Below are 26,710 nucleotides of genomic sequence, written 5' to 3'. Positions count from 1 at the left end.
AATGGCACTAAAAATACTGGAGAGTAATACACTTCCAATACCCATCCAAATAATTGTATTAAGTTTTTGTCTGTAATCCGGAAACATATGCTGGTCTCCTTTGTGAATTGAATTACCTTATTAGTTACCAAGCAGGAAAATAATTATGTATGTCACAAGCATAAAGGTTAAATAGTAACATGCCCCACTATCTGGTTTTAACAGAACGCTGTAGGCATTTTTATATTCCCAAAGTAAAAGTAAAAAATAATGTAAAATTTGTTGTTTTAAAAAGAATTGCAAAAACGGTGGAATTAACATCATTTTTTAGTTGTAATCTCTGCCTCTTTTCCTTCGGTTAAATAAGGATTATTTCTTAAATGGTGGGGAAGACGACCATAAGAATATTGAAGTTGCTTTGGACACGATACTTTCTTACAGCGTATTAGCACCGAAGTTAGATATAACATTAATGATGATGCATTATGAGGTGTGATATATTAAGAAATCCAATTAAAATAATGATGAATATTGTAGGTTTTTTGGTTGATTCCTATGAAAAAGGATTTGCTTTTTAGGGCTTTGCTTTTTTGCGTCCTCGTTTAAAAATATGTCAATAAAGATCTTCTAATGAACCCGTACATTTAATCATGAATCGGAAGCAATGGATTAAAAACCAGTATGGACAGCTCAGTTATTTGTAATTTATCTAAAACAAAAAAAAAGCCCAATGGGCCGCACTATTGTGAATTTACTCTTTTGTTTAACGCTTTTTTTCCATTCTTACCATATTGGGGCTTTGAATCAATACTTAAACCTAAGTGATTAAGAGCCTGTTGCAAAGTCGCTGCGGTCTCAACGTCTTTAAAATCCAATCCTAAACTGACAATTGTTTGTGCAATTTCTGGACGGATTCCTGTTATCATTGCTTGTATTCCAGTCAATTTCAATGCTTTTATGATTTTAAACATTTGATCAGCGACCATCGTATCAATAATTGGGACGCCGGAGACATCAAAAAGCACAGTATGTAAGTTAAGTTTAGTACCTTGATTTAATGAGGTTTCCATTATCAATTGAGCCCGGTTAGTGTCTATTGAACCAACTATCGGTATTACAGCGATGTCATCAATGATGGGAACAACAGGTACAGATAATTCTTCTAAAGCTGTATACGCAATTTTCATTAATTCGTTACTTCTGTTCTCATAAACTTCCCCGATTACACTGAAAACTTTATCAAGCAATGGGTCTATGATCTTGGATACATCGAGCATAGTAATGGCTGCAAACTGCTTTTTCTTTAATTCCTCAGTAAAGACATCCCAGATGACTGTCCTGTAAAAAGATACTGCTCTTAGTGCATTACTTAATGAAACATCGTATTTTATAGCAAATGTTGCAGCCTTTACGCCCCAGTCGGTGACTTTTTTATTAATTAAATCTTGGTCGGAATATAGTGCTTCTCCAAAATATTTGATCAGTTCCCCCCTATATTCTATAAGTATAGCCTGTGGGGCACCAGCTTTATTTAAACCTTTTGTATATTCAGAATCAATGAGTTGGTAAATTTTTTCTGCTAAAACCGACTCATTTTCAACGATTTTTTCACCTATATAACGTAATTCTTCCTTCACTTCGCATCCCCTTATGAACTTATATTGTATTCGTACACTATTCATTTTATCGGCCTAAAGATAAAGCAACTGTTTTTATTATATCTCAGACAGGTGATTTTTAACGGTATCCAAACAAGGATTTTTACCTTTAGTTAAAAGCTTATATGAGGAATTGAAATTTGACTACAATTTTTTCGGGAATTAACGATTAATAAGAGGGAAATTATTCTTGATGAACGGGGGAAGGTTACAGGTGCTTCATTTTCCGTTGTAATGCTAGTTAGTGCTCGTTAGTTTCTCTAAACATTATTTCTTTTTTTCTATGTGCAAAAGAGTCGCCGAAGCAACTCTCTCTCTTTAATTTCTTGTTTAAGAATGAAAATTCCTTTAATTAATTAAGTATTGATTCAATGCTTGTTGTAAGGTTCCTAAGGTCTTGGTGTTTTTATCAAATTTGAAGCCTAAGTGGATCATTTTTCTAACTACCTCGGCTCTTAATCCTGTAATCACCGTTTGACATCCCATCATAGCACTGCCATCAATAATTTTCATTAAATGTTCGATTACTTGATTTTCCATCTCTGCAATTCCAGATAAGTCCATAATTAATTTTTGAATACGTAACTTTCCAATCTCCATTAAAACTTTTTCCTCAATCACATTTGTTCGAAAAGTATCAACACTACCAATCAATGGCAAAATACAAATAGAGGGTGTTATTGGTATAATTGGTACCGATAGATTTTCAACTAATTCTCTTTGAGCTTTTATCAATGAATCCTTGTATGTAGAATAATTAATAAAGAAAATATTTAAAAATTGGTCGATTGAACTATTTATTTTCTTTTCCAACAAAAAAAATTCTTCCAGTGCAATTTCTTTTGCTACCTCGTTATATTCTTTTAAAAAATCCCACAAGGTTCTGCGAATTGCCTGAACCCACTCTAATTTGAATGATAATGTTAATTCGTGAGTAGCCCATGCGATACCTTCCTGTTTCGCAAAGGATTGAAGTTCTTGATCTCTGCCTTCGACAATGTAACCAACCAACTTATGCGCATTATTTACAAGGTCAATATTTCCGAATCTAAGAATGTCCTCAATTTTATCTCTTACATTTGATGCTTCGGTTAATAAAGCATTTTCAAACTTTTTTTTATTTTGTCTGATGAATTCCAATATTTTGTCTGTTTCTTGAACCAATTCCATCAGTTACTCCCCTTTTTAGTTAATCACATATTTTAATACCCTAGATTTGTAAATACTAAACCGTTTACAAGAAATTTTATTTTCAGTTTGCGAAATGATTAATTATGTAAAAGATGCCATAGATATAAAATCAGAAAATGATTTAACGGTCTCAGGTGAATAACATGGCAATTATAATCAATAGTGATGTGATGTTGGCTAAAAGGAAAATGAGCGTAACAGAACTTTCGAAGAGGTAATAACAATGGCTAACCTTTCTATATAGCTCCGGAGCTGTCATTTGGCGGCTCATCTTTTTGAACTAAAGGATTAGTTTAGATAAATATGTCATTATGATAAGCTGTAAAAAGAAAAACAGTCATTCGTAAATATGGGAGAGAAAAAAATGCTGCAGTCACTGATCTTTGATATGGATGGTACACTATTTCAAACAGATAAAATTTTAGAATTGTCACTGGATGAGGCTTTTAATAATTTAAGGTCACTAAATGAATGGAATGGGCCAACTCCTATTGAGAAATACCGTAAGATAATGGGCGTTCCTTTACCTAGAGTATGGGAAATTTTAATGCCAAATGATTCATATGAGGTAAGAAAACAAACTGATGCCTTTTTTCTGGCAAGCTTGCTTGATAATATCAGTAAAGGAAAAGGGGCGTTATATCCCAATGTACAGGAAGTGTTTAACTTTATAAAAGCAAATAATTGTTCAATATACATAGCAAGTAATGGTTTGTCGGAATATCTAAATGCAATTGTAAGTCATTATCATTTAGAAGCTTGGGTTACTGAAACATTTAGTATCCAACAAATACAATCGATGAATAAATCAGATTTAATTAAAATTATCATTCAAAAATATAATATTAAACATGCAGCTGTAGTTGGAGACCGCCTTTCTGATATTAAAGCCGCTAAAGATAATGGTTTAGTTTCAATTGGATGTAATTTTGATTTCTCACAAGAAGATGAACTTGCTCAGGCGGATATAGTAATAGATGACTTAATTGAATTAAAAACAATATTACCAGAAATGAATAATACTCGAAGAACAGGTTCTTGAACTGAAGATTAAAGCGTTTATTTTTATTAACGTGGCAGCATCATGTAATAAGTGAAGGCATATCCCTTTATTTCATTAAGATATTGAGACGTAGTTTAATCCTTTAGTGACAATAAAAAACCACTAAATTAATTAGTGGATGTTTCTAGTTTATTATTTAAGGCTTTATCTATGGCATTGGCAGCGGATTTTACATCAATGTACATTTCAGTTTTTTGGCTCTCGATATAGGTGACCTGGAAGGTTGGCGTTATTTCGATTTCATTATGCTGGGTTTTATAAATAACTGAGATTATAGGTTTTTGATTTTCTGAAAATGTATGTGTAATTTCCACATCTTTGAAGTAAAATAGTTCCTCTAAGAGCTTTTCTAATTGGTCTATGGACATTTGGTCTACGGACATTTGTTTAGTCTCCTTTCCAATTACGGAGGGATCGGACTAAGAAAAGTGGGAAATACCCAAAGAAATAATTTTTTCTCTATTATTATAACATTTTTTGGTGTAAGAATCCATGACAGGTTTTATTACATCTGGTGATTGTATATTTCATAAAGAAGTCGATGCCTTTTTTGCGGGTGATTCCAACTTTCACTAGGAGCAATACTAGTTTGATCCCTTGCGCTGCCCTTATAGTCGTGGGAATCTAAAATGATCAAAATTTGAATTGAAAATTGGTACAAGGATTGCACATTGCAGCTGTTTATTTGGTGGTTTCCTTCTAGAATACCCTGCCCGCTTATGTTGTTTGAATTTTTTTAAGGGACTAGTATATATCAGTCCTCTATTTAGTACCAATAAGAGTTTTGTGTCGCTTCTTGTTTACTAAAGAATCATAAAGAATAGGTAATATTAAAAAAGTGGGAGAGATTAAATGTTTCCAATATTAGAGACAGAAAGACTCATACTAAGAGAAATCACTAAAGATGATGCAAAAGGTATTTTTGCATGTTTTTCTAATGAAAATGTAACTCGTTATTATGGACAGGAAACAATTAAGAATATAGAACAAGCGGAGAAATTCGTTGAATTTTTTTCGAGAAATTACAATGAAAAAAGAGGCATACGTTGGGGGATTGAAAGAAAAGGGATCAAAGGTATAGTTGGAACAATTGGCTTTAATTCTTGGTTTGCTAAACATAAAAGAGCAGAAGTAGGTTATGAAATTCATCCAGACCAGTGGAGGAAAGGATATGCTGCAGAAGCAATATCCAAAGTGCTTTCATTTGGTTTTGATGTTATGGATTTATCTCGGATAGGTGCTGTTGTATTCATTGACAATGAAGCATCTAAAAATTTACTAACTAAAATTGGTTTTCAAAAAGAGGGAATTTTAAAGGAATATATGTATCAAAATGGTGTAGCACACGATACCTATGTCTATTCCTTACTTAAAAAGAATAAGTAAATTGGGTACATCAATTAATATGGAAGTGAAAGCCTTTTTGTTATTCAAGTACGGAGAAGTTATTGGAACAAAAGTTTCGACGTATGGCTGTACCGTTTTATTAAAGGAATCAGTGATTGAAGGATGGTGATAGCTGCCACTTGAATAATAGAAATTGAAGTAGTTTACACGGTGAACAAAACTCATTTGTTCTTTTGTTAACCCTTGCGCAGTTCGATTTGTATAATTGGGAAAAACGCGGTCAATTTCAATTAGAATAACGTAATCACCCGCCAGAATACCGTCTTGTATAAAACGCACAACCTCTTCAATATAAACTTTTATGTCATTGTAAGAATACAATACAGCACAGTTCTTTGGTTCTTACACAAATGGTTCATTTTGCTTTTGAAGTGATTACCCTTTCTTTCTGTATTACCTTATTTCATTCATTTACCAGATTACTGAAAAAATCTAAAAATCTGGCTTGGTCAAAAAGTTCAAATCTGTCCCTATCAATATTGTCAGTTATAGGTAATAATGTAGTAGAAAAATTCAGAATGATAAATAACTTGAACTGACAATACAGTTCAAAAGGGGAATGGTTATGGAAATTATTCAAGCGGATATTGAAGCACTAGAAGGTATCGTTCCATTGTTTAATGCATATCGTGTATTTTACGGTCAACCAAACGATGAATTGGGAGCAAGAAAATTTATTCAAGAGAGAATAACAAATAAAGAGTCCGTGATTTTTATCGCTTATGAGAGTGATAAACAGCCTGTGGGTTTTGTACAGGTTTACCCCGTTTTTTCATCTGTGGGAATGCAGCGGGCCTATATACTTAATGATTTATTTGTTGTTCCGGCTGGGAGAAAAAAAGGAGTAGGCAGGTCACTTGTTGAGCGTGTTTATCAGTTTTGTGAAGAAATGAAAGGCAGGTATGTTACATTACAGACAGCACCTGATAATCATACTGCAAAAGCACTGTATGAGGGAATGGGAATGCACTTGGATAATGAGTATGAAAATTATATTAAATACTTTTAGTCATTCCTAGAAAGCTGCCATTTCGGCAGCTTTCTTGTGGTGCAGCATTTCGCAAGCACATTATATATAAATCGGGATATTTCACTTCCTGCATCCAAAGTGGTCGATTAGTCTTGCAGAGGAAGGAAGTCAAATGCGGTCATAAAAATGTCGGGATACTATCCGATATATATAGTAGAAAAGGTAAATCTCTTTAAAGGGGATTTTTTATATTTTTTTAATGTATTTCGTATGGAGTGGGGTTTATGGGGGTTACGAGCAGTCTTCGGACACGACTATCCATAGTTTTTGGATTGATTGTGGTTATTTTAATTTTATCATTAAGCATAATTATAGGGCAGCGCTCTGTTAAAGAGGTTGAGTCTGAAATCGGCAATTCCCTTGGGGAAGCTGCGTATGGAATGGGAGAAAACCTGGATCAATATATGTGGTCCCGGTATGGAGAGGTATCTCTCATTAGCAATTTGAAGGAATTAAGGGAATCACATGATTATAGCAGCATCGAAAATTATTTTAATCAATTAAAAGATAATTTTCCGTCCTTTTCATGGGTTGGTTTTACAAATAAAGACGGTACCGTACTTGCTTCAACAGATGGCATTCTTAGAGGCGCAGATATTTCTGCCCGGCCGGTTTATGCAGAAGCGTTGGATGGGACATTTATCGGAGATGTGCATGAGGCGGTGCTTCTTGCCGATTTATTGCCTAATCCAACGGGTGAAGAAATGAAGTTTGTTGATATAAGCACACCTGTGTATGGCTTTGATGATCAGTTAATTGGGGTGCTGGCTACCCATTTGAGCTGGAAATGGATGAAAGAAGTGGAAGAATCCATGGATCAAACATTACATAATCGAAAAGGCATTGAATTTTTTATTATAAGTGAAAAAAAGAATGATGTGATCCTTGGACCTAAAAAGATGTTAGGGAAGTCTTTGGATGTTAAAAGTATCGAGTTAGCGAGAGCCGAAAAAAAGGGTTGGACCGTTGAAAGATGGGAAGATGGGAAACAATACCTGACAGGATATGTAGTGACGGACGGCTATAAAGATTATCAAGGACTAGGCTGGACCGTATTAGTACGGCAGCCTGTAGATATTGCTTATGCGCCAGTCAAAGAACAATTACAACGTTTCTTTATTATTACAGGATTGATCCTGGTCGTTCTTTTTGCTTTGGGTGGATGGTTAATTGCCGGACAAATTACACAACCTTTGAAAAGAATTACCCGGGTAGCTGATCGCCTGAGTGAAGGGGATACAGTCGAAATTCCACCATATAAAGGAATTAGCGAGATAGAAATTCTGTCAAATTCATTAAGGGATCTTATTGCGAATTTGACGAAGACAGAGACAGCTTTGGAAAAAATGGAGAATGTGGCCCGCCATGATCAGTTGACAGGCCTCCCGAACCGAAATGCCCTTGATATTTACCTGGAAAAGGCAACCCGAAAATATGAAACTTTAACGCTATTATATTTAGATTTGGATGGCTTTAAATCTGTAAATGATACATTAGGGCATGATGCGGGCGATAAACTTCTTAAGAAAGCAGCTGCACTTTTAAAAGAAAATGTGCGCAGTGATGAGTTAGTTTCAAGAATTGGCGGAGATGAATTCGTGATCGTCCTGACTTCAATAACCGATCCTGTAAAAAATGGGGAAATAATAGGCGAACGAATTATTTCCATGATGAATAAGCCGTTTAATATTGATGGTGAAATCATTCATGTCGGATGCAGTGTTGGCGGGGCAGTCTGGAACGCCCGGAGAAGCAACTCCGTAAGTGATGTTATTAAACTGGCCGACCAGGCTTTATATAATGTGAAACGTACAGGAAAGAACCGGGTTCATATTTATAAAAAAAATGTTGATTTTGCTTCATAAAGCTGGCTGTTGAAATTTACTTGATTTATCTTATTCTGCTGAGGACAAACGTCTGTTGACAAGTAGTCAAATGCATCGAATCAATTAACGCCATAGCAGAACAATCATCATCCGGAACAGAAAATGTATCGGATGCGGCACAGGAGCAGTCGGTTTAATTGGAACCAAGACGCAGAAGAGCTGCAAACATAAAAAGGTAAGTTTAAAATCTATCACGCATTTAATAAAAACATAATCGCCAATCAACTAAAAGGGAGTTATGTTTTTTTATTTTTAATCCCACAAGCTAACCTTTTATATGGTCTTGTTCATTCAGCGATCCTGCCGTCTAACAGCCTTCAAATTCGTTGAGTCGCGGTACAAGCAAATTGAGTGTAAAATGTATGCTTAACCCCTATACTAAAGGTGATTAAAGAATCGGAGGGATAAATGTGCATATTGAAATGTGGACAGACTTCGCTTGACCATTCTGCTATATTGGCAAAAGGCGTCTGGATGACGCCATTAAACAGATTGACCATCCAATTGAAGTGACTTATCGAAGCTTTGAGTTGGATCCGACAATGGAACGTGATATAAAAGAAAACATGTATGAACTGTTAGCCAAGAAATATGGCATGAGCATAGCTCAAGCAAAAGCAAATACGGGGAACATGGTGCAAATGGCAAAGGACGTTGGATTGGATTATCAAATGGATACCCTGATTTTAACGAACACCTTTGATGCGCACCGTTTGACGATGTATGCAAAAACACAGGGTTTGATGAAAGAGATGACCGAACGGATTTTACGTGCCTATTTTACCGAATCCAAGCATATCGGAGATCATGAAACATTAACGGAGCTGGCAGCTGAAGTAGGGTTGGACCGGGAAGGTGTAGCAAAAATGCTTGCAAGCGATGAGATGGCTGACGCGGTTCGTGCCGATCTGCAAACCGCACAACAGTATGGAATTACTGGCGTCCCATTCTTCCTGATAAATAAAAAATACGCCCTCACTGGTGCCCAGCCAACTGAGGTGTTTGTCCAGGCATTGAAAAAAATCATCGCAGAGGATGAAATCACCTTCCTAAACAAAGAAGGGGCAACATGTGATGACGATGGGTGTGAAATCCCTGAAAAGTAGTATGGCTCAGCAAAATCTCAATAAGGAAAAGTTTTTGTTGCACAGCCTGAGGTAATGAACTAGATTATGGACAAAAGGACACGCTTACGTAAGTAGGTGTGTCTTTTTTGTATAGGTTTAAATACTATGCAAATAGATTGCTATATATAGAACCGATACCTCCAAGGAAACTACCAATAAGAAACGGAATGGCTGTTTTTGTTTTATCTGCCCCAAATTTGCATAGACAGTCAAATGCTTCATTTGACGTGAAAGAAGCACCCATTCAGGAGATCACTTCTAAAGGATTGCGTACTGCCGAAGCGGAGTATGAACTGGACATTCTAGTTTTTGCTACCGGGTTCGACGCCTTGACTGGACCCTTGTTTAAAATTGATATCCGCGGTAAAAATGGGCTGGCCTTAAGGACAAATGGTCCGATGGAGTACAGTTTAGGACATACCTTGGCATTGCAGCCGCAGGCTTTCCGAACCTCTTCATGATCACTGGTCCGCAGAGTCCTTCCGTGCTGAGCAATATGATGGTATCTATTGAACAGCATGTTGAATGGGTGGCGAATTGCATCGGGTATCTTCGCCGGCATCATGTGGAAACGATTGAGGCTAAGGTAGAAGCAGAAGAGTATTGGAGCCAGCATTGTAATGATCTGGCTGACGCCGTGCTCATAACAAAGACGGACTCCTGGTATATGGGTGGAATATCGAAGGCAAGCCACGTGGTCTCCTGGCATATCCCGGGGGTGTTGAGCCATACCGCCAGATTTGCGATGATGTTGCAGTTAAAGGCTATGAAGGATATTCTTTAATGTCTCCTTCAAAGACTTTGTCGTGAAAACTGACTATCCGGAAGTAAGGGCGCAGGTCCTCGTATCATGTGATAACACTCAGACAACAAAACCCAAGAAAACACTTATTGCCCTGCCAACAGCCGCTTACCAATCCAGTACCCTATGTGATAAGGAAAGATAAAAATATTTTTCAGTATGATACATGAAAAAGGACGTTTTAAGATTTCACAGTGTGGCGTACTTTTCTGTTACCAATTGATCCTTGGTCAGAATTATTAGTAAAAAGTCAGAAGATTGGATGCTACAGGAGCACAAGTCTTTGACTCGCTTTTCGTTGGTAAAGCAGAGGCGATAAAATGCATTGAAACTAACACAAGCTGTCCGGACAATCCATGCCCATTAACCTAGACAATTGTAAACAGGAAAATAAAAGCAAAAAGTTTTTTAAAGAGATCTCGTTTTTGGCACGAATCTTGCAATTAAAACATTAAGGGTGGCAGAGTATTGTAACGGAGAATGATAAAGGACCGTTAACAAGCACAATGTGGCAATTTGGAGGTTGGCAAAACTTGTAAAGGCAACATCCTCTTGCTAGCGGCAGAAAAAGCAGGTGGTAAATGGAGGTGTTTCAGAACCAAAAGAAACCTACTAAAAGGAAGCAGGGTGTATTAGGCAGAGTTCAACTAGAAGATATAGATATTGTGTTTATATTTTATTCAAGATTTTGGACATATCAAACGGTTGAATTTCGCAAAGGAAAATATAGCAGAAACACAGCGACCTTTTGTGAGACTAATTTTATCTTTCGTATATCTTGGTGAGTTTTCAAGGAGCATGCTTATCTGAAATACTTAAAAAAACAGGCGAAAAATTTTTTCAAAGGGGGAAAAGAAACTGTTAACCGAAATCAATGGAAGCAAACTTTATTATGAAGTTCATGGAAAGGAAGATGGAGAGCCCATTTTTTTTATCCACGGTGCGCCTGGAATAGGAGATTGTCGAGCTGATATTGTATCGTTCTCATCCTTGGGAGAAGAATATAAACTAGTTTTCATAGATATGCGCGGATCAGGGCGCTCAGAAGAAAAACCTCCGTTTACTCATGAACAATGGACAGCTGACATAGATGCGCTTAGACAATATTTAAACCTTAATCAAATTACTATCATGGGCCATTCATACGGCGGGTTTCTCACCCTGGAATACTTGCTGCGCTATCAGGAAAATGTCAAGCGTGCGATACTAGTAGATACAGCAGCAAACAGCAAGACTGTAAATCAATCGGTTGACAGGGCATTGGAAAGTGACCTTCCAATTGATAGAGAAAAGGTTATCCGATTGTTCGCAGGGCAGGCTAGCTCAAATGAAGAGATGAAAGAGGTATTTGGTTCCATTCTTCCGTTATACTCGGTGGAATATGACGAAAAATTGGCGAAACAGGGCCTGGAATTGATATTTTATCACTATCAGACGCATAATTACGCGTTTCATGAAAATCAACCTAATTATGACGTGACTGGCCGATTGAATGAAATAAAAGTTCCTGTTCTTATCACTGTGGGAAGACATGATTGGATCACTCCTGTAGCTAGCTCAGAGGAATTGAACAAAGGAATTAATGGTTCAAGGTTGGCCATTTTTGAAAACAGCGGCCATTCACCCCACCAAGAGGAAAATGCAGAATTTGTGAAGGTAGTAAGGGAATTTTTAGCTCAGTAAAAATCTTAAGTTATTTCTGACTTTCAAGAAGCCTGTGTGTTAACCATCCATGAACAGTTAAGCATGTTCCTTGAAAACCCCAGCCAAGATCCGAGAAATTGGAAGAATAACGTTAGCCTGTTATGAATTACAACGTTTATCACTTGAGATTGATAGTAATATCCTATATTATTAATTATTAAAAATATTTAATAAATATGGCATTGTCGCAAAAAGTGACTTCATTTAGGTGGAATCAACATTACAGCTTGCCATCATTTATTAAATGTTTCACTGGGAATGACGAGGCAGTCCCTATTTTTTATCTATTATTATCTGAAAATAACGAATTGATTTCCAATTTATTTGGGAGAAGGGGGAAAAATATGCAAGGCATCGTAGAATTTCTTACTGGAAAACAGCAAGAGATGCTTCAAACATTACAGCAAATCGTAGAGAGGGAATCTCCTACACTGGATAAAGAAGCAACCGACCATTTAGCCGAATTCATTTCGGGTCTGTTTGAAGAATTAACCGGCGGAAAAGCAGACATCATCCCAAATGGGGAATATGGTAATCATGTTAGGGGGGAATATGGAAATGGTGAAGATCAAATCCTGCTGCTGGGGCACTTTGATACAGTCTGGCAAAAGGGAGACATTCATCAAAAAGTTCCCTTTAGAGTAGTGGATGATATCGCATATGGGCCTGGTGTTTTTGATATGAAGGGTGGTTTGGTACAGGGATTATATGCATTGCATACTCTTAAAGAATTAAACGAAACCATAAACAAAAAGGTAGTTTTCTTATTCACCTCAGATGAAGAGCTAGGAAGTCCTTCTTCCCAAAGATTAATAGAGGAAGAGGCGAAAAAGAGCAGTTGTGTTTTTGTTCTGGAGCCGGCCCTGGAAGGCGCACTAAAGACTGCGAGAAAGGGTGTGGGGATATTTAAGCTTCGAATCAAAGGACGGGCTGCCCATGCCGGAGTTGAACCGGAAAAAGGTTTAAGCGCCATACTTGAACTCGGCAAACAGATTGTCTATTTGCATGAATTAACAGATTATTCAATTGGTACGACTGTGAATGTTGGGAAGGTTTCGGGAGGGACAACGGTAAATGTAATTGCCGAAGAAGCTGAAGCAGATATTGATTTACGGGTCAAAACACAAGCTGAATTCGATCGTATCATTCCAATTATCAAGAATCTTCCATCCCATATAAATGATGTAGAAGTAACTGTGGAAGGCGGAGTCAACAGGCCTCCATTGGAAAGAACGGAAGCGGTTGCGGCCCTATTTAATACAGCCAAAAAACTGGCTAAAGAACATCTCGGATTTTCTTTATTGGAAAAGGAAACGGGCGGTGGAAGTGACGGCAATTTTACCGCGCCATTCGCTCCGACCCTTGATGGTCTGGGTGCCGTTGGAAGCGGGGCACATGCGTTGGATGAACATCTTATCATTTCGGAAATGCCAAGAAGAAGTGCCTTGCTGGCCTTGCTGCTGAAGGAAGTTAGCAAGTAAATAAAAAGGAGGAATCAGGATGAAGACAAGTATAGAATCAGTCCAAAGCCAGCTAATTCAAGAGGTTGATCAGGAATTATTGATGGAGTTCACAAGAAACGTAGGTTCAGAGGTTCGTTTATCAGGTACGGAAGAAGAGCTTCGTGCATTTGAATATGTTAAGGCCAAGCTTGAGGAATTTGGTCTGGAAACCGAATTGACATTGAAGGATGCATACATTAGCCTGCCTGGAACTTCAGATTTAAAGGTAAATGGCCAGAGTTATCCATCCATTACTCATTCTATGGCGGTATCCACAGAAGCGGCAGGGATTGACGGGGAGATTGTATATGCGGGTAAGGCAGTAGCGGCTGATTATTCCAGCGAGCCGGTAGCCGGAAAGATCGTTTTATTGGACGGGCTTGCAATACCCGGGGCAGTCCTGCAGGCGCAAATGGCGGGCGCAAAGGGAGCAATCTTCATTAATGCCGAATATACACATGAAATGATTATCTCTCCTGTATGGGGAAATCCTACTCCGGATACATATAAGGAATTGCCTGCGATTCCAGTCGTTTCTGTGAATTTCCAGGATGGCCAGGAAATCAAGGAGCTAGTAAAAAATCAATCCCGATGCAAAGGGTGGCTCAAAGCTGAGGTTGATTCCAGGTGGAGAAAAATCCCGACGCTTACCGCTACAATTACCGGGAATACAGAACCCGATAAATATATCATGTTCAGCGGCCATATTGATTCATGGCATTATGGGGTTATGGATAACGGAACAGCAAATGCAACCATGATGGAAGTGGCCAGGATTCTTGCTGCTAACAAAGACACGCTTCGCCGTACGCTTAAGCTGGCCTTCTGGTCGGGCCATTCGCATGGGCGTTACGCAGGCTCTACACTGTATTGTGATGACAATTGGGAAGATCTTCATGAAAATTGTGTTCTACATATTAATATTGATTCAGTCGGTGGAAAAGGCGCCACGATTTTAACAGAAGCCAATTGCATGGCTGAAACAAGGGATCTGGCTAAAAAGTCATTAAAGGAATTGACAGGGGATGTTTTTGAAGGGTCCCGCTTTGGACGGTCCGGAGACCAGTCCTTCTGGGGGCCTGGTGTTCCTTCCCTGTTTATGGGATTATCCGAGCAACCACAGTCCAATAGCCCTGCATCTGAAGCGTTTTCACAATTGTTCGGCGCAGGTAAAGCGGGTGGCTTCGGATGGTGGTGGCATACCAAGGAAGATACGATAGATAAAATTTCTCCGGAAAATTTGGTTCGTGATTGCAAAATCTATTTATCCATCATATATGAAGCATGTTCTTCAGATATTCTCCCAATCAATCAGCTGGCAGCAGTTGAAGAATTGGAAGGTTTCATCCACGCGTACAAGGAGAAAGCGAAAGGATACTTGGAATTCGATGTAACGCTAAATCGGATAGAAGAATTGAAACAAGGCTTAAAAGAATTGGGAAACATTGTAAAAAGACCGCTTTCTGAAGAGCGCATCTCGATTGTCAATCAAACGATCATGGAGCTTTCCAGAATTCTCGTGACTTTGAACTATGTGAAGGGTGACCGCTTTGATCATGATAAGGCATTGAAGCAATCTCCAATTCCATTGCTTACTGATATTGAAAAATTAGCGGGACTTGAAGCCGAAAACGATGATTTATTCCAGGTACTGACAAAATTAAAACGGAACCTGAATAAAGTGAATTATTCCTTTTTGGAAGCTGTACGTACCGTCAAACATACAGTCGGACAGCTGCAAAACTAATTTCAATAGTATGACAAAGGGAGAAATGCATACAGCCATTTCTCCCTTCTTTATTTAAATATATTTCTAAAGAACTGGTACAAAAATTGCAAGGTAAATCAAAAAAAAATAAAGAGGTGAACGTGTTGGATATCAAAGTAGTTCATGACGTGATAGAGAATAAGAAAGAGATATTTCTTGAAGACCTTTTCCGGCTATTAAAGCAACCCAGCATCAGTGCGCAAAATATCGGGATCAGTGAATGTGTGGAGGTATTGACGGGATTAATGAAGGCAGCCGGTATCGAAACGAAGGTGTTTGAAACACCAGGCCATCCAATCATATATGGAGAAGTCATTTCCCCCAAGAATGATGTTACGGTTTTGATTTATGGCCATTATGACGTTCAGCCTGCTGACCCAATTGAGGAATGGATAAGCCCGCCGTTTGAACCGCAAATCAGGGACGGGAAAATTTTTGCCAGGGGTGCCGGTGACAATAAAGGACAGTTAATGGCGCATGTTTCTGCAGTCAAGGCACTTTTAGAAGCTTACGGGGAACTGCCTGTCAACGTAAAAATGGTGTTTGATGGGGAAGAAGAAAGCCTTAGCGAAAGCTTTGCCCCATTCGTCGAAAGCCATAAGGATTTACTCGAGGCAGATGTGGTTTATACGTCGGACGGACCGTTGCATCACGATGGTACCCCTATGGTGATGTTAGGGTGTCGCGGGATGTTATATATCGAGTTAGAAGCGGAAGGGGCGAAACGTGACAACCATTCCGGGAATAAAGGAGGAATCACTCCCAACCCTGCGTGGGATTTGATTCATCTGCTGGAGTCCATGCGCACTGATAACGGCAATGTCTTAATTGATGGCTTCTATAATGATATTAGAGAACCGACAGAGTTTGAGATTGACCTTTTAAAGAAGCTTCCATTCGAATCAAAAAAAGCTGCTGAAGTGATTGGATTGCCATTGCTTGAAATGGATGGCGAAGAATATTACCGGAAACTTTCGTTGGAACCCACCTTCAATATCAGCGGCTTTACGAGCGGTTATGCGGGTGAAGGGGCAAAAACGATCATCCCTGCCAAGGCTAAGGCCAAATTGGATATTCGCCTGGTTGTCGACCAAAACCCTGATCATATCTATGAAAAAATTGAAAATCATGTAATGAACCATTCACCAAATGTGAAAATCAAATGCCTTGGAAAGGTGGAACCATCCAGAACACCCGCTCAACTCAAAATCGTCCAAACGATCATCCGGGCAATCGGAAAGTCTTATGAAAAGGAGCCGATTGTCATGCCGGCCATAGGAGCCACCTTACCTGATTATGTGTTTACTAAATTACTGGGACTGCCTTCTGTTTTGGTCCCTTATGCAAATGCGGATGAAAATAATCACTCTCCTAATGAAAATATGGATGTGGATTGTTTTATCAATGGAATAAAGGCAAGCTGCCAGGTGCTGATCGAATTAGGCAGAGACAGATAAGGAAACAGGCATTAAAAAGGAAAGAGAGCCTTGGCCCTCTTTCCTCTTATTAAATGTGGAATGCCTTATGTTTTTCTTTTTTTCGTGCTGTTTGCATATTGTAATTGATTTTTAGGCCCACCAGGAGCAAGAAAACACAAATACCGTTAATTGTGTACCAGCCAAAGTGCTCCCAAACAAACCCTAAAAGAAAACTGCCGATGCTTCCCCCGGCATAGTAGAAGAATAAATAAAGCGATGAGGCACTTCCTTTTGCTTCTTTTGCATGAACGCTTACCCAGTTTGTTGTGGCTGCATGTACGAAGAAAAATCCAAAACAAATGATAACAAGCCCGATCAGGATTAGAAACAGCGGTTTGCAAAGCGTCAGCAAAATACCGGCAGCCATGGTAAGAAGACCTGTGAATATCCGGCTGGGGATATCCATTACCGAATCTAATTTACCTGATAGCGTCGAGCTAAAGGTTCCAGCAAAGTAGGAAAGAAATAAAAGGCCGATTACGCTTGAAGATAAATGATACGGTGCCCCGTGCAGATGATAGGCCAAATAATTGAACAAGCCCATAAAAATAAAAAAGATAATGCCAGCAAGAAAATAAGCATCTCTCAGGTCCCTGTTTTTCAGATGGCCGCTCAAATGCCCGTACACTTCTTTAAGCTGTAGTGAACTGGCGGCAAAATGCCGGGATTTCGGGAGCGAGAAGGCAAAGAATAACAAGCATAACATTCCAATGATCCCCATCGTTAAAAATGCGGAACGCCATCCCCATAAATCCGAAGTGAAACCTCCAAGAATCCTGCCGCCCATGCCCCCGATCGTATTTCCGCTTATGTATAGCCCGATGGCGACTCCAATGGCTTTTTTATCAAATTCCTCTGCGATATATGCATAAGCGATTGCCGGCAAGCAAGCGAGGGCAAGGCCCTGCATCGTTCTTAAAAAGAGAAGGAGCCGGAAATCTGTGACAAAAAACATCAGGATGGAAAACACGGAAGATAATAAAAGCCCCCAGGTCATCATGTTTTTTCTTCCAACATGGTCAGACAATGGTCCGGCTATTAATAGAAAGATACTTAACGACAAGGTAACAAGTGATACCGTTAAACTTGCCATGGCGGGTGATACCGTGAATTCCTTGGAAATTAAGGGCAGCAATGGCTGGGTGAAGTGAAGATTCGAAAAAACGAGGAACGAACCGAAGCTGAGCGAGATTGTTGCCTTCCAAAACTCGGGGGTCCGTTCTTTAATATAATCATTTTGTCCTTGGTTCATGCTGTTCACAACCTTTTATGATTTTTCACTTTTATTTAAAATGCAATTTTTATGCCAAACTGTATGGCGGCTTGCAACTTGGCATGAAAGTTGCATGTTTCTAATGAATAAAGAAAAGGGGGAATGTTTATGAAAATTGTTTATGTACTTCCAGGACCAATCAGCCGTACAGACGAAGGCCGGGCAGAGATGGAGAGGAGATTGGAAATCCTGCGCTCCTACGCTGCACCTGGTACCCATGTTGATATCGTGGATGTGGATGAAGGCCCGGCATCAATCGAATCCTTATATGAAGAATACCTAAGTATACCAAATACGGTGGATCTTATGTTGGAAATGGAAAAAAAGGGATATGATGCCGCAATTTTAGGATGTTATGGGGATCCCGGGCTCGATGCAATCAGGGAAGTCACTGAGAAAATGGTCGTAGTAGGCCCTGGTGAAGCGGGTGTCATGGCGGCAGCAATGAGCGGATACCGGTTCTCCATCATTACGGTTACAAACAGCATTGTCAACCCTCTTCACCATTTAGTGGAGAAGGCAGGTGTAGGCAAAAAGCTGGCATCCGTCCGTGCTATCGAAACGCCTGTTTTAGAACTAGCTAATGACCGGGCGAAAACAATCGAAAAGCTTGTCGAAGAAGGGAAGAAAGCAATCGAGGAGGACCGTGCTGATACGCTTGTTTTAGGCTGCATGTCCATGGGCTTCCTGAATGTAGCCGAAGAAATGTCAAAAGAACTGGGTGTACCGGTCATCAACCCGGGCAGAATGGCATTAAAAATGGCGGAAGCATTGGCAGGGGCCGGGGTGTCACATTCCAAGCGGGCCTACCTTACACCGCCAAAGATTTTATCAGGGTCTGTAAGCTCTTCCAAAGGTTTACTGGTGAAAAAGGATAAAAGTGTGAAATAGAGGGCAATGGTTTACCCTCATTCCACCATTTTAAAGGGTTTTATAGGCGGATATCTTAACCCTATAAAACCCTAAATAACCAAAGTTGATCAAAAGGGGGGAGTCAACATGAAAATTGCAAAAATCGAAGCTAAAACAATTCGCACCGCTTTCAATGTAAGTGTTAATACGACATATGGGGAAATGCCTCCATACCAATCGCATTTAATCGTCCGGATTACAACTGACACAGGCCTTACAGGTCTTGGTGAAGCCTCCGAATTGCCATTCTTTACTGGGGAAACGGCTGAAACAATGAAAGTGCTGGTCGAAAATAACCTGGCACCTGCCATTATTGGAAAACCCGTTTATGCATTAAGGGATATCCATCATTCGATGGGAACCGTCCTGGGTCATGCAACCGGAGCAAAGTCGGCGATTGATATGGCATTATGGGATATTCAAGGAAAAAGATTAAATGCTCCGGTATACGAATTATTAGGAGGAGAAAGGAAGCGGCCAGTCAAGGTTGCCTATGTATTGGGAGATGAATCTCCGGATGATATGGCGGGTTTGGCTAAGGAAATGGCAGTACGCGGTTTTGATACCATCAAAATTAAGATTGGCAGCGACTACCGGAAAGATATTGAAGCAATACAGCGGATTCGCCAGGCTGTTGGACCGGATGTACACCTGAGAATTGATGCCAATCAGGGTTATGATGTGAAGACGGCCCTCCAGGTGATCAAGGAAATCAGCCCGAATGATATTGATTATATTGAACAGCCTGTACCAGGCTGGGATGTGGATGGCCTGAGGCAAGTGAGGCAGGTGTCTTCAATCCCGATCATGGCCGATGAAAGTGCCCATACGCTGAATGATGTTTATCGGCTGGCCAAAAGCGAAGCTATAGATCTTGTTGGAATTAAGCTCATTAAATGCGGGGGAATCTCTCCGGCTGTACAAATTGCCCAGTTTTGTGAAGCAGCAGGACTGCAATGTGTGTTAATCAGTCCGTTTGACACCTTGCTTGGAACCTACGCAAGCCTTCATCTTTCCACGATATTGCCGGGAAGCCATTCCCAGGAAATGGTCGGTCCGTATTATCTAAAGGAGGATCCATTCGGCAAAATGGATGTTAAAGGAGAGATGGATATCCCGAATGGAATAGGGTTCGGGGTAGAAGATATTTTTGATGGGCTAACAGAGGCATAAATTGTGAATCGCCAGCAATGGTTCATCGTCGCATTTATCAGCACAATTCACCTTCTCGCATTTTCACACCGTATGGAAGTGGTTCCCTTCCTGGTGGATTTAAAGGCAGTGTACCACGTAGGATTTGCAGAGGCGGGAGGACTCGTATCATCATTTTTGCTTGGGTATGCCATTTTCCAGATTCCAGCAGGAACCATGGCAGACCGTTATTCTCCGAGACGATTGATGATGATTGGCATAATGTCGATGATGGTCTCGGCAATTCTATTTGCTTTGATCCATACGTTTTTTCTGGCGCTGGTTTTGAGGTTTATAATGGGTGCTTCTGCCGCCATGATTTTCTCTCCTGCAATAAAGCTGATATCCGTCTTTACGCCTAAAGAAAAACGCGGGATCAGCATCGGGATTTTAGAGGGTGCAGCGGGAATGGGAATGTTATTATCCTTAACAGTTTTTCCGATCCTCTCAGCCTTTGTCGAGTGGCAAGTCTTATTTTTGTTTCTTTCCATTCTTTTGCTTCCTGTGCTGCTGATGTTTCCAAAGGTTCCAAAGGAAGAAATCGCTCAAAACGGAAAAGAGGTCAAGGAATCCCAGCCAGGCGGCATTATGTCTTTGTTAAAAAACAAAAAAATCCTGCGTTTGTTGGCCATCGCCTTTTTTGGATTATTCGGGCTATACGGATTTCTGGCATGGACACCCACCTATATGGAATCAGAATTGGGATATACCAAACAAGAGACCGGTTTGATCATGGCGGTCATCATGGCGGCTCAAATTGTCGCAGCCCCGATTTCTGGGAAGCTCTCTGATTTCCTGGGACAAAGGAAATTAATGATCATCATTGGTTCCCTCATTATGGCGGTCAGCGCACTGTGGCTGTTGCTCCTGGGGAATGCATGGATTTATTTTGTCGCCATCCTGATTGGAACAGGACTATCCTGGTCAATTGCTCCAATGCTGGCACTTGCTACAGAAATTGTGAATGTCAATATCGCCGGTTCGGTCATTAGTATTATGAACACAGTCGGCCAGGTGGCATCAGCCCTTTCGGGCTATGTTTACGGACTGCTTTTTGATACGTTTGGCAATTTCCAGATGATATGGCTGGTATGTTTTATCGCATTCCTGATCCGGACTTTATGTTGTTTTGGCGAGCTTGAAAATCACCATTCATCTAAAACGGCTAACAAAATCACAATATAAATTTTTTTTTTATAAAATTGTGCGATTATTCTAACTTCTGGTAATTATCCAATACTTTTCTCGCATTCTATGTCCAAAAAATAGAACTTGAAAAGGTCAGAAATATATTAAGGGGGAAAATGGATATGAAAAGAGTATTGATGCTTTTGGCTGCCGTTATGCTCCTAGTCGTCGGTACTGCATCTGCGGAAGAAGCAAAACCGATCTTGGACAGCGGCAAGCTCAAAGTCGCGTATGATAATGGAGTGAATGTATCTGAAGAAATCACGATTGCCAACGCGGAGGCAATCCAAAAGGGAGCGCTTCTGCACACTGTTTCAAAAATTGACGGTGGACAGGCAGAAAATTTGGTGTTCGAGTCAAACGGGCAAGAGCTTCAGTATGAAAGAAAAGAAGGAAAATCGGTTGATAAAGTCACCGTGTCCCTTCCGGATGGAATAAAAGGTAATTTCACTTATAAGATATCGTACAAAAACCCGAATGCTGAAGCCGAAAAAATACCTTTCGTTATCCCGGCAGTCAATTCAGCTGGAAATGGGAATGTCGTTTCATTAACAGTAAATCTTCCTGAGGGCAAATATCTGCATGAATCCTTCCCTATCATTGATTCCGGGGATACCGGGACACTGAAGGAACATATGATGAACATCCCGAGTTATGTCGGACTTGAGACCGGTTCTTCGCCTGCAGGGCTATTTACAAGATCCAATTTGTATACATTTTTAGGCTTGGCTGTAATCCTTGGAATTATCGCGGCATGGCTGATCAGTGAAAGAAAAAGCAAGGCAGGTGAAGCTGTAAATGTTTAATCTCGGCACTCCATTTACATCATTTGTCATTTATACAGTTATCTGGATAGCAGGATATTTCATTTGGGCCATTAAAAGCGAAGAGTAGAATAAGGGAGGGGGCGTATTTATGTTTGAAGTGAGTACAACGTTTTATGTCGTATTGGTTTTATATTTTGCCGTCATACTTGGTATCGGAATTTGGTCGGGAACAAAAAACAAGGGGACGGAGGATTTTTTGGTAGCGGGAAGGTCCATTGGCCCTTTAGTAGGCGGGGCGGCATTTGCAGCAACACAATTGAGTGCAGGGACCTTTGTCGGGACATTAGGTATCCATTATTTAACGGGGGGAAGCTTCCTCTGGATTTGGGCAGGCCTATGGTTTGGCTGGCTGATCGCAGCCACGCTTGTCGGTCCTAAGTTCCAGGCTTTTAAAGGCTTGACTGTTCCAGATTATGTAGGAACAAGGTACAACAGCAAAACAGCACGTGGAATATCCGCTTTATTGATTTTGGTTGCTTATACAGTTTATTTAACGGCGCAGTACCAGGCTGGAGGAAACATCTTCCAAACCCTGTTTGGCATCCCATTCATCTGGGGAGCGATCATAACTGTTGGCATTACCTTGCTTTACACGACGATTGGGGGAATGAGGGCTACAGCCTATAGTGATTTCGTTCAAGCGATTATCATGGCAGGGTGTTTCTTCGCCACATTGCCGCTGCTGTTCACTCAAGCCGGTGGATCTCAGTTTGTCGGTGATTTTTTAGCTGAATTCAGCCCTAATATGCTAAGCTGGCATTTTGGAGTGAAGGAACTGCTTGGCTTTGCGGCTGCATTTGGGTTCTCCATAGCTGCCGCTCCTTATGAATTGGCGAGGATGTATACGTTGAGAGACCGGAAAACTGTCAAATTAGCAATCGGGGTTTCCTTTATCTTTCAAGCTGTAGTAGGCATTTCTGTTGCAGCTGCCGGCATGGCAATCCGCACTCTTTATCCATACATGCCGACACCGGACATTGCATCGACCATTATGGCCATTAACATCCTTCCGCCAATTGTAGGATCGCTCATTATCCTGGCCATTCTTTCGGCAATCATGAGTACAGTTTCAGGGATTATGATGGTTTCCGCCTCGGCGTTCTCCCATGATTTCTATGCAACAATGATCAAGCCCAATGCCAGCGATTCCGATAAAATGAGGGTAAACCGGATTGCCGTACTCGTCCTTGGGATCATCCCGATTTTCCTGGCATTAAGGCAGTTGGATATTGTACAATTTATCGTAGTGCTCCAGGCGTCGTTGACAGCAAGCTTCTTCTTTGCAACTGTCATCCTTGGCTTGAACTGGAAAAGGGGTACGGCAGCAGGAGCCATTGTTTCAATGGTTGCCGGTTTCTTTACCGCACTGTTCTGGTACCTTGGCGGAAATCCATTGGGATTGAATGAGGTGATTCCGGGAGTTATCGTTAGCTTTGTATCATACATTATTGTCAGCCTGCTTTCAAAGCCTGTTCCAAAAGAATCACTTCAGCCGTTCTTCAATGATGTGAAGTGAATATTTTAGAGAAGGGGGGAGCTGGGAGCTAAGCTTCCTCTTTCTTTTTGGAAAAGAATAATTTAGGTTTGTTTTTTAAATATTAGGGTCTGAATTTATCCCTAAAATAACCTAAATAATTGACGGGTTAGGATAACATGATAATGGCATTCTGAGTTTTTTGTCGAAAAATAACAATTTCATAAAAAATGATGGATGCTAACTTAGTTGGCATGAAACTTGCATTATATAAAAGGGTACAAGAAAGGAGTGCATAATGTGCAAGCGTCAATTGAAAAAATAGTAGATTCGATGAGTGAAGAAATCGTATCGTTTTTACAAAAGCTAGTCCAAATCCCCAGTGAAAACCCACCAGGCAATTACGATGAGATCTGTAAATTTCTTGAAAAAGAGCTTGATAGATTTGGATTTGACGTGCAGGTCATTGACGTTCCGGAAGAAGAAAGGCAAAAGGCAAATCTACTAACGCCGCGTAAGAACGTCATAGCAGTGATGAAAGGGGCAGGCGGAGGCAAAAATCTCATTTTTAATTCCCATATCGATACGGTGCCTATCGGTGATCCTGATAAATGGACATATCCTCCATTTTCCGGAGCGATTGCAGACGGGAAGGTCTATGGCAGAGGGGCAACAGATTCCAAAGGACGCCTGGCTTCCTATGTTATGGCTGCCGTTGCTTTAAAGAGATCAGGCATTCCTTTTAAAGGGGACATCATCATTGCGGCTACATGTGATGAAGAAACAGGGGGCGTACTTGGAGCCGGATATGTTACAAATCAAAAACTGGTATCAGGGGACATGGTTGTCGTTGAAGGGTACAGCAACCATATCGTCCGTGCAATGGCTGGCGTTCTGCAGCTAAGAATCAGATCAAACGGGACTCCTGCCCATGCAGCATTTAAGTGGAAAGGAAATAATGCAATCGAGAAGATGGCCAAGGTTGTCCAGGGATTGGCGGAGCTTCAAAAGCAGCTGGAAAATGAGCCATCGGAGATTAATGGCATGAAATTTACGACAGTAAATGTTGGGGTCATTAGTGGTGGAACCAAGGTTAATGTAGTCCCCGACGGTTGTGAGGTTGAAGTAGACTTCCGGGTAATCCCCGAGCACTCCTTGGAAAGCATTTATAACAGGGTCTCTTCCATGATCCACCAGCTTCAGCGGGATGATCCGGAAATGAACATTGAAATTGAAAGGGTTCCGGACTTTCAAACAAACCCAACGGTAACGGAAGAGAATTCGCCGTTAATCGAAGAACTGCAAACGGCAGTTAAAGAAGTTACCGGTACAACTCTCCCTGTAGTCGGGATGCTGGGGCAGTCCGACACACGCTGGTTTATCCAGGCGGGAATTCCGGGCATTAATTTTGGGCCCGGCACAAATGACAATAGGATTCATAGCTATGATGAATTCATGGATATCGAGGACTTAATCAGCACGACCAAAATACTATCAATACTGGCTAAAAACTATTGCGGGGCAAATCAATTCGTAACCGAATGATAGATTAGACAAGGAAACAACAGGTATTTTCACGCAAGCTTTTTTCAGAATATATAAATAAATTTCGGGGGTCTAGAGAATGGATAAATTATACGGATTGACAATTTCCAACTGGATGATCTGGGTCACAATGGCTGCCTTCATCATTGCCTACTTTGTTGTCATAGAAATACTCAACAAAAAGGAGGATAAGGAATAATGCTTATTACTGTCCTTTTATTATATATGGTTGCCGTCATCATGATTGGCTGGTATATGAAATCGCGAATACAAAACGAAACGGACTTTTTAGCTGCAGGCGGGAAATTGGGAGTATGGGTTGGAGGGATGACTCTTGCCGCGACCCAAATGAGTGCAGGTACCGCGATAGGTTCGGTCGGGTTCCATTATCAAGTCGGGTACAATTACGCTTGGATTTGGCTGTCTATTTGGGCTTCTTGGGTGGTCATGGCTATCTACATTGCCCCGAAAATGAAATCATTCTTTAATACCAATAAGGCGCTAACGATTCCCGATTTATTGGGGACACGCTATGAAAGCAATGTGATACGGGTAATCTCTGTTATCATTTTACTTATTTGTTTTGGGATGACGATTGTAGCCGAGCTGGTCGGCGGTTCTTATTTGTTGAATGTTGTCTTTGATATTCCGACATCCACAGCTGTATTGATTATTGCTGCATTATTTATCGCTTATACCGTCATGGGTGGATTATTTGCCATTGCCTATACGGATGTGCTTCAAATGATCATATTCGCAGTGGGATTTGCCATTGCAGTACCTTTTGCAATTTCCAAAGCGGGTGGATTCAGCGCCATGAACGAAAAACTGGCTGCGATTGATCCCAATATTGTCGCAAACGGCATGCCTTCCGGGACCTTAATGGCAATTACCATATCATTCTTTATCATGATGCTTGGTTACCCGATCATTGCCATTCGCTTTTATTCCATCAAAGATAATAAAACGATCAGACGTGCAGTCGGTGTTTCATTTATATTCCAGGCAATTGTTGCGGTTTCGATCACTTTGCTGGGAGTAAGTGCAAGGGTAATATACCCTGACTTGGCATCCCCTGACTTGGCCAGTGCAACGATAGCCACTGATCTCTTGCCGCCGGTTTTGGGCGGGCTGCTCCTTGCAGCGATCCTTGCAGCTATTCAGTCAACTGTAAGTGCGATTTTACTGATGCTCGGAAGCGGAATTTCCCATGACATTATGAAACAAGTAATGAAAAGAGACTTAAGCGAAAAGCAGCAATTAAAAATTACTAGAATTGTCGTATTGATCATGGGGATCCTGCCAATCCCGTTCGCTTTGAATCCGGTGCCGTTAATTCAGCAAATCTGGATCAATGCAGCAGCAATGATCGGCTCCTCTTTCGCAATTCCGATTTTGCTCGGATTATTTTGGAAGCGGGCAACAGCAGCAGGTGCCATTGTTTCCATGGTGGGCGGTATTGGAAGTGCGATCCTTTGGCTGGTATTAGGAAATCCCTTTGGCCTGGATGCAGTTTATATCAGCATGCCTGTGAGCCTTTTAGGGATGATTTTAGTGAGTTTAGTAACAAAACCGGTTTCACAAGAAGCCTTGCAGCCTTTCTTTAAAGATAGTAAATCCTCGAAATCAGGTAAGATTGCAGGATAATAGAACAGAAACAATTATGTTAGAATAATAGATGAATTCAAAATTGTTACAAAAAACA

General features: G+C 40.5%; 23 protein-coding genes and 1 pseudogene. 20 read left to right on the top strand and 4 right to left on the bottom strand.

The window, feature by feature from the left end; translation table 11 throughout:
• Positions 1-719: 719 nt before the first annotated feature.
• Complete coding sequence (locus D0466_RS03915) at positions 720-1,616, bottom strand: STAS domain-containing protein (protein WP_117321245.1); 897 nt, start codon at positions 1,614-1,616, stop codon at positions 720-722.
• A gap of 369 nt (positions 1,617-1,985) precedes the next feature.
• Entirely contained in the window at positions 1,986-2,810 is an 825-nt protein-coding gene (locus D0466_RS03910) for an STAS domain-containing protein (protein ID WP_199484521.1), read from the bottom strand.
• A 152-nt stretch (positions 2,811-2,962) separates the two neighbouring features.
• Here D0466_RS03910 and D0466_RS22505 point away from each other — a divergent pair.
• A pseudogene (locus D0466_RS22505) lies at positions 2,963-3,069 on the top strand (helix-turn-helix domain-containing protein); the annotation flags it as partial.
• Positions 3,070-3,192: 123 nt separating this feature from the next.
• Positions 3,193-3,870 (top strand): HAD family hydrolase, encoded by a 678-nt coding sequence (locus D0466_RS03900; RefSeq protein WP_117321243.1) that lies wholly within the window; start codon positions 3,193-3,195, stop codon positions 3,868-3,870.
• 128 nt (positions 3,871-3,998) lie between these two features.
• Here D0466_RS03900 and D0466_RS03895 read toward each other — a convergent pair whose 3' ends face one another.
• Positions 3,999-4,274, bottom strand: a complete 276-nt coding sequence (locus D0466_RS03895) for a hypothetical protein (protein WP_117321242.1) — start codon at positions 4,272-4,274, stop codon at positions 3,999-4,001.
• A gap of 469 nt (positions 4,275-4,743) precedes the next feature.
• On the opposite strand from D0466_RS03895, the gene D0466_RS03890 reads away from it, so the two are divergent.
• From D0466_RS03890 to D0466_RS03835, 11 genes are all read left to right on the top strand, one after another.
• Positions 4,744-5,277: a GNAT family N-acetyltransferase gene (locus tag D0466_RS03890; RefSeq protein WP_117321241.1), complete on the top strand. Its 534-nt coding sequence runs from the start codon at positions 4,744-4,746 to the stop codon at positions 5,275-5,277.
• Positions 5,278-5,863: 586 nt separating this feature from the next.
• On the top strand, positions 5,864-6,307 hold the full coding sequence (locus D0466_RS03880) for a GNAT family N-acetyltransferase (protein ID WP_117321239.1): 444 nt from the start codon (positions 5,864-5,866) through the stop codon (positions 6,305-6,307).
• Between the two features lie 245 nt (positions 6,308-6,552).
• The gene (locus tag D0466_RS03875; protein WP_117321238.1) at positions 6,553-8,193 is read left to right on the top strand and encodes a sensor domain-containing diguanylate cyclase; all 1,641 of its coding nucleotides are present in this window, start codon (positions 6,553-6,555) and stop codon (positions 8,191-8,193) included.
• A 491-nt stretch (positions 8,194-8,684) separates the two neighbouring features.
• Positions 8,685-9,320, top strand: coding sequence for a DsbA family oxidoreductase (locus tag D0466_RS03870; protein ID WP_325048696.1), 636 nt, complete (start codon positions 8,685-8,687; stop codon positions 9,318-9,320).
• Positions 9,321-9,538: 218 nt separating this feature from the next.
• Positions 9,539-9,802: a hypothetical protein gene (locus D0466_RS03865; protein ID WP_158555811.1), complete on the top strand. Its 264-nt coding sequence runs from the start codon at positions 9,539-9,541 to the stop codon at positions 9,800-9,802.
• Positions 9,803-9,837: 35 nt separating this feature from the next.
• Positions 9,838-10,125 carry a hypothetical protein gene (locus D0466_RS03860; RefSeq protein ID WP_142919882.1) on the top strand — a complete coding sequence of 96 codons (288 nt, stop codon included), beginning with the start codon at positions 9,838-9,840 and terminating at the stop codon, positions 10,123-10,125.
• 22 nt (positions 10,126-10,147) lie between these two features.
• Positions 10,148-10,288: a hypothetical protein gene (locus tag D0466_RS22055; protein WP_158555810.1), complete on the top strand. Its 141-nt coding sequence runs from the start codon at positions 10,148-10,150 to the stop codon at positions 10,286-10,288.
• A gap of 689 nt (positions 10,289-10,977) precedes the next feature.
• Entirely contained in the window at positions 10,978-11,826 is an 849-nt protein-coding gene (locus tag D0466_RS03850) for an alpha/beta fold hydrolase (RefSeq protein WP_325048695.1), read from the top strand.
• Positions 11,827-12,191: 365 nt separating this feature from the next.
• Complete coding sequence (locus D0466_RS03845; RefSeq protein ID WP_117321232.1) at positions 12,192-13,328, top strand: M20 family metallopeptidase; 1,137 nt, start codon at positions 12,192-12,194, stop codon at positions 13,326-13,328.
• 19 nt (positions 13,329-13,347) lie between these two features.
• A complete protein-coding gene (locus tag D0466_RS03840; RefSeq protein WP_117321231.1) occupies positions 13,348-15,096 on the top strand; it encodes a M28 family metallopeptidase in 1,749 nt (582 codons plus the stop codon).
• 122 nt (positions 15,097-15,218) lie between these two features.
• Entirely contained in the window at positions 15,219-16,574 is a 1,356-nt protein-coding gene (locus D0466_RS03835) for a M20/M25/M40 family metallo-hydrolase (protein ID WP_407675600.1), read from the top strand.
• Positions 16,575-16,623: 49 nt separating this feature from the next.
• Here the strand turns inward: D0466_RS03835 and D0466_RS03830 are convergent, their stop codons facing one another.
• A complete protein-coding gene (locus D0466_RS03830; RefSeq protein ID WP_117321229.1) occupies positions 16,624-17,847 on the bottom strand; it encodes an MFS transporter in 1,224 nt (407 codons plus the stop codon).
• A 129-nt stretch (positions 17,848-17,976) separates the two neighbouring features.
• Here D0466_RS03830 and D0466_RS03825 point away from each other — a divergent pair, with 129 nt between their 5' ends.
• The 7 genes from D0466_RS03825 (at position 17,977) to D0466_RS03795 (ending at position 26,652) form a co-directional block, all read left to right on the top strand.
• Positions 17,977-18,759 carry an aspartate/glutamate racemase family protein gene (locus D0466_RS03825; protein WP_117321228.1) on the top strand — a complete coding sequence of 261 codons (783 nt, stop codon included), beginning with the start codon at positions 17,977-17,979 and terminating at the stop codon, positions 18,757-18,759.
• A 108-nt stretch (positions 18,760-18,867) separates the two neighbouring features.
• Positions 18,868-19,953 (top strand): mandelate racemase/muconate lactonizing enzyme family protein, encoded by a 1,086-nt coding sequence (locus tag D0466_RS03820; RefSeq protein ID WP_117321227.1) that lies wholly within the window; start codon positions 18,868-18,870, stop codon positions 19,951-19,953.
• Between the two features lie 3 nt (positions 19,954-19,956).
• Positions 19,957-21,156 carry an MFS transporter gene (locus D0466_RS03815; RefSeq protein WP_117321226.1) on the top strand — a complete coding sequence of 400 codons (1,200 nt, stop codon included), beginning with the start codon at positions 19,957-19,959 and terminating at the stop codon, positions 21,154-21,156.
• 125 nt (positions 21,157-21,281) lie between these two features.
• Positions 21,282-21,965: a hypothetical protein gene (locus D0466_RS03810; RefSeq protein WP_117321225.1), complete on the top strand. Its 684-nt coding sequence runs from the start codon at positions 21,282-21,284 to the stop codon at positions 21,963-21,965.
• Positions 21,966-22,074: 109 nt separating this feature from the next.
• A complete protein-coding gene (locus tag D0466_RS03805) occupies positions 22,075-23,502 on the top strand; it encodes a sodium:solute symporter family protein (RefSeq protein WP_117321224.1) in 1,428 nt (475 codons plus the stop codon).
• A gap of 258 nt (positions 23,503-23,760) precedes the next feature.
• On the top strand, positions 23,761-25,005 hold the full coding sequence (locus tag D0466_RS03800) for a M20 family metallopeptidase (RefSeq protein ID WP_117321223.1): 1,245 nt from the start codon (positions 23,761-23,763) through the stop codon (positions 25,003-25,005).
• 198 nt (positions 25,006-25,203) lie between these two features.
• Positions 25,204-26,652, top strand: a complete 1,449-nt coding sequence (locus D0466_RS03795) for a sodium:solute symporter family protein (RefSeq protein WP_117321222.1) — start codon at positions 25,204-25,206, stop codon at positions 26,650-26,652.
• The last annotated feature ends 58 nt before the right edge of the window (positions 26,653-26,710 follow it).

Origin of the sequence: Peribacillus glennii, assembly GCF_003429105.1 — a bacterium.
GTDB lineage: Bacteria > Bacillota > Bacilli > Bacillales > DSM-1321 > Peribacillus > Peribacillus glennii.
This window is presented reverse-complemented; position numbering and strand designations above follow the sequence as displayed.